Source organism: Paenibacillus sp. SEL1, from assembly GCF_054602535.1.
In genome coordinates this window covers 1,601,301-1,613,557 of sequence record NZ_CM137723.1, presented here as the reverse complement: position 1 = coordinate 1,613,557, position 12,257 = coordinate 1,601,301, and the positions used below count along the sequence as shown (strand labels likewise).

Here is a 12,257-nt window from a genome sequence, read left to right as displayed (position 1 = left end):
GAAAATATTTAGCTAATATAATGAATAAGTTTCGATGCATGATACTTAGGACAGGAGCTGAGACGTTAATGAATTCTATTTGTGTATTTGCCGGGTCCAGACCTGGACATTCATCGGTATATGTTGAAGCGGCAGGCAAGCTGGGAGAAGCCATGGCTCGCCATCATATCCGTCTGATCTACGGTGGCTCCAGTAGGGGGCTGATGGGAGAGGTGGCGGATGGAATACTGGCGGGTGACGGTCAGGTCACTGGCATTATGCCCACCCTGTTATTTGATGCAGAGATCATTCATCAGGGAGTTACCGAGTTCATTGAGGTAGCAAGCATGCATGAGCGTAAAGCGGCAATGAGCGAGATGGCCGATGCGTTTATTGCCCTTCCGGGTGGCTTGGGAACCTTTGAGGAGCTGTTCGAGGTATTGTGCTGGGCGCAAATCGGCATTCATCGCAAGCCGATTGGGCTGCTGAATGTGAATGGATATTTTGACCCGTTAGTAGAAATGGTGCGTCATAGCGTGCAAGAAGGGTTTACCGGGGCTGAGCATCCAGCGTTATTAAGTATCTCTGCGGACCCGGACGAATTGCTACATATGTTAAAAAATAAAGCAGAGAACTTGAAATAAAGCGTTTTTCGTGCTTGCACAACTGATTGAGGCAAGGTTATGATAAGACCCATAATCAAATAGCGGACAGACAAGGTGCCTTTGCGGTTGAGCAAAGGGTAACAGGGAATCGGGTGCAAATCCCGAGCGGTCCCGCCACTGTAAGGAAGAGGATTTTTTTAAATGGTCACTCGTGAAAAACGGGGAAGACGAAAGAATCTGTTGATGCCAAGCCAGGAGACCTACCTTGATCTGTATGCACCGTTAACCTTCGCGGAGAGGATGGGTGTACGAAATCAGGAAATCAGGCACACGTTGCTTTTTCCATGTTGGTTAGAGGTTTGCGTGGATATGAACGTGCAGCAGCGTTTGAAGCGTAAACAGACAGGTGGAAAACAACGGCAGGCTGGAGGAAGACAAATAGTGTCTTCTTACGCTGTTTTTTCGTCTGATGAGAGATACGTACATAGAAACCCCATCCGGGCAGGATGGGGTTTTTTGAGTTACACGATGTGCATAAATCATTGAAATAGATAGGATAGCTACCCTGAAAAGGGTGAATAGGAGGAGCACGATGAGCCCATTAGGAAAATTGCTGGTGATTGGATTTGGACCAGGAGATATGGAACATATCACAAAACGGGCGCTGGATGCGCTGGCCGAAAGTGAGGTCATTATCGGCTACAATACCTACGTTGATTTGATCCGTCCGTTGTTGAACGGACAGGAGATTGTACGCACAGGGATGACAGAGGAAGTGAGCCGTGCGCAGGAGGCGGTTCGCCAAGCAGAGATGGGCAAGAAGGTAGCTGTCATTTCCAGTGGAGATGCAGGAGTCTATGGTATGGCAGGGCTGGTGTACGAAGTGCTGATGCAAAAAGGCTGGCGACGCGAGGACGGGGTTGAGGTAGAAGTCGTGCCGGGGATCTCGGCTATTCAGTCCTGTGCTTCACTGTTGGGGGCGCCAGTGATGCATGATGCTTGCACGATCAGTCTGAGTGATCATCTGACCCCATGGGAAACGATTGTGAAGCGTGTAGAAGCAGCGGCTTCGGCCGATTTTGTGATTGCATTATACAACCCGCGCAGTGGTCGGCGTACCCGCCAGATTGTGGAGACGCAGTCCATTTTGCTGCGTTACCGCGATCCGCAAACTCCAGTTGGGTTGGTGAAAAGTGCTTATCGTGAACGTCAGCAAGTTATTGTAACGACGCTGGAAGATATGCTGAATCATGACATCGGGATGCTGACAACTGTAATCATCGGCAATTCCTCGACAACGGTGTATGACGGCTTGATCGTGACTCCGCGCGGATATCAGCGCAAATACACGCTGGATGCGACCGAGCAAGCGCTCAAGCCGCATCAGCGGCTCCGCACGGAAGCGGAGCCGTGGTCGCTGGGCGCACAAGAGGCTGCACCGCAGGCAGGCGCAGCCCCGACTACGCCCGCTGGACCCTCCGCGAGCGGCGCTGCGGTTGCGACGCAGGCACGCCCGCAAGCGATGGCTGCCGTGCAGGCAACGACCGCTGTGCAAACCGGCGCAGCAACCCCGGCATCGCTGGCGGCAGAGGCACTAAGCCGCCTCGCTGTCGGCGGCAAGTTGCCCGGCGCAGCCAACGCTCGCTGGAGCGGGCAAGCGCCTACCGCCGAGAGCACCGCCGGAACGTCAGCGGTGGCCGGAGCGGGGGCCCCGGCCGGGATGGCGACAGGCGGCTTTGGCAAGCCTGCGCTATTTGAGGTGGGCGTTTCCCCGGGTGTGGGAAACAAGAAGTTCACCGCTCGCCAGATGGCGCTGCTCGCCGAGGTAGCGGGTGATGACGGCGAGCTGGAATACACGCCAGATCATCAGATCGTGCTGCGCGTACCGTGTGCAGACCCCGAGGAACTGGTCGGACGGCTGCGGGATGAACGATTCATTGTCATGCCGATTGGCGATGTGTTTAAGGTGAAGGCGTGCGACTTCTGCAATATGGAGAAGGATGACGCTGTGCCTGTGGCTGAGCATCTACAGGTTGTACTTGGCGGATTACAGGCACCCAAGGAAACGAGCATTGCTTTGAACGGATGCGGTATGGCCTGCTATGGAGCGGTGCTGGAGGATATCGGCATCGTCTATCGCAAGGGAGGATACGACCTCTTCCTTGGTGGCAAAAAATTCGGTCGCAATGCTCATGCCGCTCAGCCCGTAGCGGAAGGGATTCCGGGTGATCAAATTACTGACATTGTGGAGAACGTCATCGCTGAATATAAGGAAAAAGGGCATCCGAATGAGCGTTTTCATAAATTTTTTAAACGTGTAGGTGTCGTTGCGGGTTTCCGGCATGAAGATGCACCAGCAACGGTAGAAGTGAATGCGGTTTGTGGTGATTAATGGACTGAAGGCCTGATGAACTGGATACAAGCATATATATAAAATAGGGCGTCATGCAGGCTATCCCTATTAAAGAGGAGGAAAAAACAGCAGTGGATGCAATATTGTTAGTTGGACATGGAAGTCGGGACCCGGAGGGGAACCAGGAACTGCTGGAATTTGCACAGGCAGTGGCAGACCGGGTACCGGATATGTGCGTGGAAACCTGTTTCTTGGAGTTGGCACGTCCCAGCATTGCTGATGGGATGCAAACATGTGTGGAGAAAGGTGCGACGCGTGTCGTTCTCATTCCGATTATCTTGTTCGCAGCGGTACATGCCAAAATTGATATTCCGATGGCTATTGATCGGGCAAAAGCAAAATATCCGCAGGTGGAATTTGTATATGGACGCCCGATTGGCGTTCACGAGAAAATCGTCAGCATTCTGCAAAGCCGCTTGAAAGAGGCCCGTCCGGTTGCAGTTCCAGCGGGAATGAATAGCGCTGTAGAGGCATTTGCCGAGGTATCCGACGAAGAAACGGCGGTACTTGTGTTAGGACGCGGAAGTAGCGATCCAGATGCGAACAGTGACTTTTTCAAAATCACCCGTATGCTGTGGGAGCAGCTTTCTTATACGTGGGTAGAGAGCAGCTTTATCGGTGTGACGCAGCCTTCTTTTCCCGATGGATTGGAGCGTTGTGTACGACTGGGGGCCAAAAAGATTATCGTGCTTCCCTATTTTCTGTTCACGGGTGTGCTGATTAAGCGCATCGGAGAAATGACCCAGGAATTTGCCGAGGCTCACCCTACATTACAAGTGGAAATGGGAGGATATTTTGGTTTCCATCCTCAACTGATTGAACTGGTGCTAGAGCGAGCTAAGGAAGGCTTGTTCGGCAAGGTTACGGCCAATTGTGATAACTGCCAGTTCCGTCTGGAGGCGCAGGAGCACCACCATCATCACCACGACCATGACCACCATCACGATCATGAGCATCATCACCATCATCATGCACATGAGCACGATCATCATGATCACCATACACACAGCCACGATCACACTCATGAGCATGACCATGCTCACCATCACGAGCATTCACATACGCCATCTGTAGTGAATGGAAGCGGGCAGGTGAAGGGCTCATGATATTCATGCTATGTGGAACGAGCGATGCTCGGGAATTGGCGCTGCAAATCCGTGACAATGGCTTCAACGTATTGACCTCGGTCGTAACCGAAAGCGCGGCAGCCAGCTTGTCCGAAGCAGGGCTGGACGTACGTACAGGGCGAATGACAGCCGATGAAATGACTGCAATGATTCGGGAGCAGGGAATACAGGCGGTTGTTGATGCCAGTCATCCTTTTGCAGAAGAAGCACATGCGAATGCAATGACAGCCGCTCGCGAGTCCGGAGTTCCTTATATTCGCTACGAGCGGGCGGGACTGATGTATGACAATCATCCATTGCTCCACATCGTGTCTTCCTATGAAGAGGCCGCATTAGAAGCGAAGCAACTCAAAGGCTCTGTCATGCTTACGACAGGTAGTAAGACGCTCGGCACGTTCACCAAGCATTTACTCGGAGACCCGGAGATTCGTCTGGTTGCACGCATGCTGCCGCGCCTAGACAATATGGAGAAATGCGGCGAACTGGGCATGGAGCAAAAGAATATTATTGCCATGCAGGGACCCTTTTCCCGCGAGATGAACGAAGCATTGTACAAGCACTATGGCACGACCGTGATGGTCACCAAGGAAAGCGGACGCACGGGAGCAGTGGATGAAAAGGTTCAATCTGCATTGGAGCTGGGGATTCACGTACTTTTGATTTCCAGGCCGGAAGTGGAATTTGGCACAGTATTTGATCATTTCGACGGAGTCATTAACGCACTGCGCACAGCAAAAGAGAAAACTTCAATTTGAGTTGAGTCTTGCCCTTGCGAGTCCAGTTAATCAGGAACGACTTCTGGCATGTATTTAAAATATAGTCATCTTAAAACAGGTGTTTTTTAGAGGTATCTATGATTTTGTAGCAATGAATTGTCATTTTCCTAAACTATTTTCTAATTTTCCATAAGGGAGTGGTCGATACGATGGATTTTAAAACAGAATTCAAACCGCTAACGGTGCAGCCGCAGGAAATTGAGGGCAAAAGCTTCGAGATGATCACAGAAGAATTGGGAGAGCATCCTTTTACAGCAGAGCAATATCCCGTTGTACAGCGTGTCATTCATGCATCTGCTGATTTTGAGCTGGGCCGCAGCATGGTGTTTCATCCAAAGGCGATTGAAGCCGGGATTGCAGCTATTCGTGCAGGACAGCAGGTAGTGGCGGATGTGCAGATGATTCAAGCGGGGCTGAGCAAGGATCGTATCCGTCAATTTGGCGGGGATGTGCATGTGTACATATCTGACCCTGATGTCATGGAAGAAGCGAAAAGACTGAATACGACACGCGCCATTATTTCCATGCGCAAAGCGATTCAGGCGGGCGAAGGTGGTATCTATGCCATTGGTAATGCGCCGACAGCGTTGCTGGAGTTGATCCGTCTGGTAAAAGAAGGAGCGGCTAAGCCCGGACTGGTGATTGGCATGCCCGTCGGTTTCGTATCGGCAGCAGAATCCAAGGACGAGCTGCGCAAGCTGGATATTCCGTTCATTACGAATATTGGACGCAAGGGCGGCAGTACAATTGTCGTAGCAGCATTGAATGCGATCTCCTTAATGGCTGTCCGCTAGATGCGGTTGTCCGTTTGCTGTATCATGAAATGAATTAGAACATGATCAGCAGAAGAGGTTAAGGAGGAATTGGCATGGAAAAGGAAGCGGCGTCCGCCAACAGGCCCAAACGGATGAAAAGCGGTGAAGCTCCCGCGCCGGACAAGCCAATGCGGTCAGGCTTTACGACTGGAGCTTGTGCGGCTGCAGTGGCCAAAGGAGCGGTACAACTGCTCATCACGGGCATTCCACCGAAGGAAGCAGTGATATCGCTGCCCGCGGGATTCGATCATGCGTTTGAGCTGATCGAGCCTGTGTTGGACGCGGACGAAGCTTCCTGCACGACGATCAAGGACGGTGGCGATGACCCAGATGCCACGCATCAGGCGAAAATTATCGCCTCTGTTAGCTGGCGCGAGGAGCCGGGTATTGAGCTGGACGGCGGCGTCGGAGTAGGGCGGGTAACGAAACCCGGTCTGCCTGTGCCTGTCGGGGAAGCAGCGATCAATCCAGTGCCGCGCCGGATGATTACGGAGGCTGTGACAGGCGTGCTTGAAGAGCACGGATCGGCCAAAGGTGTCCGTGTTGTCATCAGTGTGCCAGATGGTGAAGAAATTGCCAAGAAAACGCTGAACGGACGGCTTGGCATTCTTGGCGGTATTTCCATACTAGGTACACGCGGTGTGGTCGTTCCGTTTTCCACGTCAGCTTATAAAGCCAGCGTCGTGCAGGCCATATCGGTTGCACAAGCGATGAACTGCCAAGAAATAGTCCTGACCACAGGCGGCAGCAGTGAAAAATATGCCATGCAAATGTACGATCAGCTGACGGAAGAGGCCTTTATTCAGATGGGGGATTTTGTCGGCTTTGCCATTAAGCATGGGAAACGGCTGGGAATGAAAAAGATTATTCTCGTCGGTATGCCTGGCAAGCTGTCAAAGGTAGCTCAAGGTGTCATGATGGTACACTCCAAGAGCGCTCCGGTGGATTTTGGCTTTTTGGCTGAGGTCGCGCGTGAAGCGGGGATGGATGAGTCGCTTGCAGCGGCAGTGGCAGAGGCGAATACAGCTACGCAGGTGGCGGATATGATGACCGAAGCGAATGCGCTTAGCTTTTTTGAAAAGCTGTGTACCTATGGATGTCAGCATTGTCTGGACCATGCAGGTGGTGGAATTGTCGTGGAAATGGTACTGGTAACGATGAAAGGGAACGTGCTGGGGAGGGCGAGAGTCGGTGAGTAGAGTGATTCGTGTCATTGGTATCGGTGAAAATGGAGCGGCAGGTCTGTCGCAGGAGACGCTGGAGCACATTGAGCGTGCCGACCTGCTGGTTGGTGGAGAACGCCAGCTAGCCTTTTTCAAGGCATTCGCAGGGGAAAAACGAACATTAAAGAGCGGCTTATCTGCCGTGGTAGAAGAATTGGGACGGTTGCGCAAGGACAAGGATATTGTCGTGCTTGCGTCAGGCGATCCGCTTTTTTTTGGAATTGCAGGTTATTTGTCCGCCAAGCTGGGGGCTGAACATTTGGATATTTTGCCGCATATCAGCTCGGTTCAGCTGGCGTTTGCGCGTCTCGGTGAAAGCTGGCAGGATGCGGTGCTGGAAAGCGTACACGGCCGTCCGATGACCGGATTGGCGCAGCGGATTGACGGACAGAACAAGGTCGCACTGTTGACGGACGACCGGAATCATCCCGCCGCAGTCGCTGCCTATCTGCTGCACTATGGCATGACGGAATATGATGCCTTTGTCGGCGAGCATGTGGGCGGACCGGATGAGGCGTATCAGCATTATACGTTGGATGAGATGGCGCAGAGAACGTTCCAACCACTGAATGTGGTTATTTTGCGCCGCCGTAAGGGAGAAGACGTGCCTGCAATTCGTCGGGGATTTGGCTTCGAGGATGCGGAATTTCACCAGCGTAAGCCGGAAAAAGGACTGATCACGAAGCGTGAAGTACGCGTATTCAGCTTGTCCGAGCTGCGTCTGACCGAGCGAAGCATCGTATGGGACATCGGTGCAGGTTCCGGCTCTGTAGCGGTGGAATGTGCGCGGCTGGCCAAGTATGGGCAAGTATTTGCCATTGAGAAGAACGAAGGCGATTTGGCTAATGTGGAAGCGAACAAAATCAAATTCCGCACCGATTTCCCGGTTATTCATGCCAAAGCGCCTGCCGGACTGGAAGATCTGCCAGACCCGGATGCGGTGTTTATCGGTGGGAGCGGGGGAGAATTGGCCGAACTGATTCGTCTGTGTGCTTCCCGTCTGCGGAAGGATGGACGAATTGTAGTGAATGCTGCAACGATTGAGACGCTGCATGATGGGATGAAGGCGATGCAAGCAGCAGGTCTCGATACTTCGGTGACGTTATTGCAAACAGCGCGCAGCAAGCCGATTTTGAATATGACTCGTTTTGACGGACTCAATCCGATATATGTTATTACAGGACAGCCGTCGGTGGACGTGGCTGACGAAGTAGCAGGGGAGTAAGCTGGTAATTCAAGAGGGGGAGAGAGACAGCATGAATACGGCAGCAACAGGAACACTTTACGGCGTAGGCGTGGGGCCGGGTGATCCCGAGCTGATTACGGTCAAGGCGTATCGCATGATTCAGGAATGTGCAGTTGTGGCTTATCCGAAGAAACGCCGGGGAGGTAAGTCGTATGCTCACGAAATCGTGGAGTTGTACGTCAACCCGGAGGAAAAGGAGATGCTGGGACTCATTTTTCCAATGACCAAGGACCCGGTTGTACTGGAGCGTGAGTGGAACAAAACGGTGGTTGCTTGCTGGGAGGCACTGAGCCAAGGCAAGGATGTAGCCTTTGTTACAGAGGGAGACCCTAATTTGTACAGTACCTTTATTCATTTGGCACGGCTCATGAAGGATCTCCATCCTGAAGTGCCGATTGTATCTATTCCGGGCATTTCGTCTGTGTTGGGAGCGGCGGCAGCGCTGGAATTGCCTTTGGCAGACGGAGATCAGCAGGTCGGTATTATTCCGGCTACGGATGATCGGGAAGCGATGAAGCGGGCGATTGAGAATCACGATACGGTCGTGTTTATCAAGGTTGCCAAGGTGCTGGATTTGATTTTGGATGTGCTGGATGAACTCCATCTTGGGGACCGTGCATCAGTCATTACCAAGGTCACTTCCCCTTATGAAATGGTATGGCGCGACGCACGTGAGCTGCGCGGACAGGAGCTTGAATATTTGAGTTTAATGGTGGTGAGCAAATGACGTTGGAGCCCAAAGTGTATATCGTAGGAGCAGGTCCCGGCGACCCGGAGCTGATTACTGTCAAAGGCTCTCGGATTCTACGCACGGCCGATGTGGTATTGTACACGGATTCGCTCGTGAACGACGAGCTGATTGCCACGGCCAAGCCAGAGGCGCAGGTACTGCAAAGCTCAGGCATGGATCTGGAGCGGCAGGTTGAGATTATGAGCGAGGCTGTGCAGGCTGGACGCAGTGTAGCTCGCGTACATACAGGTGATCCGGCAGTGTACGGAGCCATTTTGGAGCAAATGGTGTTGCTGAAGCAGCGCGGAGTAGCATACGAAATCGTACCAGGCGTCAGCTCGGTCTTTGCTTCTGCGGCCGTGCTGGGTGCAGAGCTAACTGTGCCTGACCTGACGCAGACGGTCATTCTGACGCGTGCCGAAGGCCGTACACCTGTACCGGATCGGGAAAAGCTGCGTGACTTGGCATCCCATCACTGTACAGTGGCACTGTTCCTCAGCGCAACGCTGGCAAAGAAGGTGGTCGTTGAGTTTCTGGCAGCAGGCTGGAGTGAGGACACGCCTGTAGCGGTTGTGCAGCGCGCGACCTGGCCGGATCAAAAGATCGTGCGCACGACGCTTGCTCAATTACCCGCCGATTTGCGTGCAGCAGGCATAACGATGCATGCCATGATTTTGGCAGGCTGGGCGCTCGATCCGGGACTGGTGGACAAGGACGCGCATCGTTCCAAGCTGTATGACAAGTCGTTCACCCATGGCTACCGGAAGGGAGTGAAGCCCGGTGAGTAATCCATTTGCCGCTGTGGCGATCACGAAGCATGGAGTGGAAATGGTCCGCAATTTGGGAGCCAGCTTTCCGGGTACGGATGTGTATTACATGTCCAAATTTGAGCGTGGCGACGAGCAGGAGCGTGGCATTCAGTTGTTCGAAGGCTCGGTCAAGCTGATTTTGCCGGATTTATTTAAACAATATAACGGTATTATTTTATTTATATCTCTCGGTGCAGTGGTTCGTATGATTGCACCAATTTTGGTGGATAAAAAGGTAGACCCGGCGGTAGTTGTCATTGATGATCGTGGCGAGCATGTCATTAGCGTATTGTCTGGCCATTTGGGTGGCGCCAATGAATTGACCCGCCATGTAGCGGCTGTACTGGGCGCACGTGCTGTAATCACGACTGCATCGGACGTGCAGGGCACGATCCCGGTGGACATGTTTGGTCGGGAATTGGGTTGGGTGGTCGATAGCTTCGACAAGGCCACTCCTGTGAGCGCCGCTGTTGTGAACGAGGAGCCTGTTGCGCTCATACAAGAGACAGGCGAACGGAACTGGTGGCGTTATGACAAGCCTGTACCTGGACATATCAAGGTATATGCTTCGACGGCAGAAGCATTGCAAGAACCGTTTAACGCCGCGTTGGTCGTGAGTGACCGTTTATTGGAGCCGGAGGAAGAGCAGCAGCTTCTTTCTAATGGCGTGCTGTACCGTCCGAAAAGCTTGGTGCTCGGCATCGGCTGCAACCGTGGGACTGCATTGGAGGAGCTGGAGGCGGGTGTGCTGGACACCTTGCAAGAGCTGCGTTTGTCCGTGAAAAGCGTACGGAATATTGCCACCATTGATCTGAAAAAGGACGAAGAGGGCTTACTTGCCCTTTGCGCCAAATACGGTTGGGAACTGGTGACGTATACTCCGTCAGAGCTGAATACGGTGCAGCTTCCCAATCCATCGGAAACCGTCTTCAAATACACTGGCGCATATGGGGTCAGTGAACCTTCAGCCTTGTTGTCTTCTGGTGCAGACCATTGGCTGCTGGAGAAGAAAAAAAGCGGCAATATGACGCTGTCTGTAGCGCGGGTTTCCTATGACTGACGTCATGAAGCAGGCTGTACAGTCTGATCCGTCTGCTGCTACGCGCAGAAGCCGTATTGTTGTTGCTGGAACAGGCAGCGGCGCAGGCAAAACGACTGTTACCCTCGGGCTGATGAAGGCGTTCGCCGACAGCGGCCTGCGAGTGCAGGGTTTTAAATGCGGGCCGGATTATATCGATCCGACCTATCATACTGCCGCGACCGGGACCTCTTCCCGTAATCTGGATTCATGGATGACCTCACCGGATACGGTGCGTGAAATCTTTATCCGTGCTTCCGAAGGCGCGGATATTTCCGTGATTGAAGGCGTCATGGGGCTGTATGACGGCAAGGACCCGCTCAGCAACACCGGCTCGACCGCTGAGATCGCCATGCTGACGGAAAGCCCTGTATTGCTGGTGGTCGACGTGCGCAGTATGGCACGAAGCGCCGCCGCTATTGTGCTCGGCTTTCAGCGCTTGGAGCCCAAGCTGCGCATTGTGGGCGTAATTGTGAATCGCTGCGGTAGCCAAGGGCACTATGGCATCGTCAAAAAGGCGATTGAGCAGGAGTGCGGCATCCCCGTGCTCGGCTGGTTAAAGCGTGATGACGGGCTGGATATTCCTGAGCGTCATCTGGGTTTAGTACCCGCTGTGGAACGCGGCGAGCTGGAGCCGCTTTTCCAACGGGCGGCAGAGCTGATCCGCGCGGGTACGGATCTGGATGCACTGCGGGCATTGGCGGATTCGGCTCCGCCGTTGTCTCTGCCCGCACAACCGTTGTTTCCCCCGGATTGGCTTCGATCAGCAGGGCATGAAGCTGATACCGGGGAACGTCCCGTCATCGCCGTCGCCAGAGATGCGGCGTTCAATTTTTACTACCCGGAGAATATGGATTTGCTACGTCAGGCGGGAGCAGAGATTGTCTATTTCAGTCCGCTGGCGGGAGAACGCGTACCTGAGCAGGCAAGCGGCCTATACCTGGGCGGCGGTTTCCCCGAAGAGTTTGCCGCAGATATCGCTGCAAATACGGGCTTTTTGGAAGATATCCGCAACGCGGTAAGCCGGGATATGCCAGTATTCGCCGAATGCGGCGGTTATATGGTACTGGCACGGACACTTACGGATCGTATGGGGAATGCCTATCACATGGCCGGGGTTATTCCGTCGGACGTCCGCATGCAGGAGAAACGGGCTGCACTGGGATACCGGGAAGCAACCGCTTTGCAGGATTGCTTGCTGCTGGAGGCTGGAGAGACCATTCGGGGACATGAATTTCATTATTCTGTCATGCACTATGATGAATCATCCGCCCCCTACTCCTACGCCTATCAAACCAAGGGGATGCGTGGTCTCCAGAGTGAGGGTTATGCGAAAGGGAACCTTTTGGCAGCCTACACGCATATTCATCTTGCATCTCTTCCCAAGGCGGCAGCACGCTGGGTGGAACAATGCCGGGCTTACGGTCAATAGGTTTGCAAACGAGTCCACTACTTC

Annotated in this window: 11 protein-coding genes and 1 riboswitch; all 11 genes read left to right on the top strand. The window is 53.3% G+C overall.

Annotated features, from left to right (window positions below; genetic code table 11):
* Positions 1 to 68: 68 nt before the first annotated feature.
* The 11 genes from ACYCSE_RS07415 to ACYCSE_RS07365 all read left to right on the top strand — a co-directional run bounded on the left by ACYCSE_RS07415 (position 69) and on the right by ACYCSE_RS07365 (position 12,233).
* Positions 69 to 623 (top strand): LOG family protein, encoded by a 555-nt coding sequence (locus ACYCSE_RS07415; RefSeq protein WP_459701926.1) that lies wholly within the window; start codon positions 69 to 71, stop codon positions 621 to 623.
* A 57-nt stretch (positions 624 to 680) separates the two neighbouring features.
* Positions 681 to 866: riboswitch (cobalamin riboswitch) on the top strand.
* Positions 867 to 1,176: 310 nt separating this feature from the next.
* Complete coding sequence (gene cobJ / locus ACYCSE_RS07410) at positions 1,177 to 2,976, top strand: precorrin-3B C(17)-methyltransferase (protein WP_459701925.1); 1,800 nt, start codon at positions 1,177 to 1,179, stop codon at positions 2,974 to 2,976.
* Positions 2,977 to 3,068: 92 nt separating this feature from the next.
* Positions 3,069 to 4,103, top strand: a complete 1,035-nt coding sequence (locus tag ACYCSE_RS07405; protein ID WP_446675442.1) for a sirohydrochlorin chelatase — start codon at positions 3,069 to 3,071, stop codon at positions 4,101 to 4,103.
* Positions 4,100 to 4,879: a precorrin-6A reductase gene (gene cobK / locus ACYCSE_RS07400; RefSeq protein WP_459701924.1), complete on the top strand. Its 780-nt coding sequence runs from the start codon at positions 4,100 to 4,102 to the stop codon at positions 4,877 to 4,879. Before ACYCSE_RS07405 ends, cobK begins: the two co-directional genes overlap by 4 nt.
* A 170-nt stretch (positions 4,880 to 5,049) precedes the next feature.
* The gene (locus tag ACYCSE_RS07395; protein ID WP_039271658.1) at positions 5,050 to 5,694 is read left to right on the top strand and encodes a precorrin-8X methylmutase; all 645 of its coding nucleotides are present in this window, start codon (positions 5,050 to 5,052) and stop codon (positions 5,692 to 5,694) included.
* A 74-nt stretch (positions 5,695 to 5,768) separates the two neighbouring features.
* The gene (locus ACYCSE_RS07390) at positions 5,769 to 6,914 is read left to right on the top strand and encodes a cobalt-precorrin-5B (C(1))-methyltransferase (protein ID WP_459701923.1); all 1,146 of its coding nucleotides are present in this window, start codon (positions 5,769 to 5,771) and stop codon (positions 6,912 to 6,914) included.
* Positions 6,907 to 8,163 (top strand): precorrin-6y C5,15-methyltransferase (decarboxylating) subunit CbiE, encoded by a 1,257-nt coding sequence (cbiE, locus tag ACYCSE_RS07385; RefSeq protein WP_459701922.1) that lies wholly within the window; start codon positions 6,907 to 6,909, stop codon positions 8,161 to 8,163. The genes ACYCSE_RS07390 and cbiE overlap by 8 nt, the downstream gene beginning before the upstream one ends.
* Before the next feature lie 31 nt (positions 8,164 to 8,194).
* On the top strand, positions 8,195 to 8,911 hold the full coding sequence (gene cobI, locus ACYCSE_RS07380) for a precorrin-2 C(20)-methyltransferase (protein ID WP_039271654.1): 717 nt from the start codon (positions 8,195 to 8,197) through the stop codon (positions 8,909 to 8,911).
* Positions 8,908 to 9,702, top strand: coding sequence for a precorrin-4 C(11)-methyltransferase (gene cobM, locus ACYCSE_RS07375; protein ID WP_013373518.1), 795 nt, complete (start codon positions 8,908 to 8,910; stop codon positions 9,700 to 9,702). Before cobI ends, cobM begins: the two co-directional genes overlap by 4 nt.
* Entirely contained in the window at positions 9,695 to 10,783 is a 1,089-nt protein-coding gene (locus ACYCSE_RS07370; RefSeq protein WP_459701921.1) for a cobalt-precorrin 5A hydrolase, read from the top strand. The genes cobM and ACYCSE_RS07370 overlap by 8 nt, the downstream gene beginning before the upstream one ends.
* Positions 10,776 to 12,233 carry a cobyrinate a,c-diamide synthase gene (locus ACYCSE_RS07365; protein ID WP_459701920.1) on the top strand — a complete coding sequence of 486 codons (1,458 nt, stop codon included), beginning with the start codon at positions 10,776 to 10,778 and terminating at the stop codon, positions 12,231 to 12,233. Before ACYCSE_RS07370 ends, ACYCSE_RS07365 begins: the two co-directional genes overlap by 8 nt.
* Positions 12,234 to 12,257 lie beyond the last annotated feature (24 nt).

Bases quoted from the DNA above. Each gene is read 5' to 3' on its own strand.
- ACYCSE_RS07415 (WP_459701926.1), top strand. From the start codon at position 69: ATGAATTCTATTTGTGTATTTGCCGGGTCCAGACCTGGACATTCATCG.
- cobJ (WP_459701925.1), top strand. From the start codon at position 1,177: ATGAGCCCATTAGGAAAATTGCTGGTGATTGGATTTGGACCAGGAGAT.
- ACYCSE_RS07365 (WP_459701920.1), top strand. From the start codon at position 10,776: ATGACTGACGTCATGAAGCAGGCTGTACAGTCTGATCCGTCTGCTGCT.
- ACYCSE_RS07390 (WP_459701923.1), top strand. From the start codon at position 5,769: ATGGAAAAGGAAGCGGCGTCCGCCAACAGGCCCAAACGGATGAAAAGC.
- cobM (WP_013373518.1), top strand. From the start codon at position 8,908: ATGACGTTGGAGCCCAAAGTGTATATCGTAGGAGCAGGTCCCGGCGAC.
- ACYCSE_RS07395 (WP_039271658.1), top strand. From the start codon at position 5,050: ATGGATTTTAAAACAGAATTCAAACCGCTAACGGTGCAGCCGCAGGAA.
- cobK (WP_459701924.1), top strand. From the start codon at position 4,100: ATGATATTCATGCTATGTGGAACGAGCGATGCTCGGGAATTGGCGCTG.
- cobI (WP_039271654.1), top strand. From the start codon at position 8,195: ATGAATACGGCAGCAACAGGAACACTTTACGGCGTAGGCGTGGGGCCG.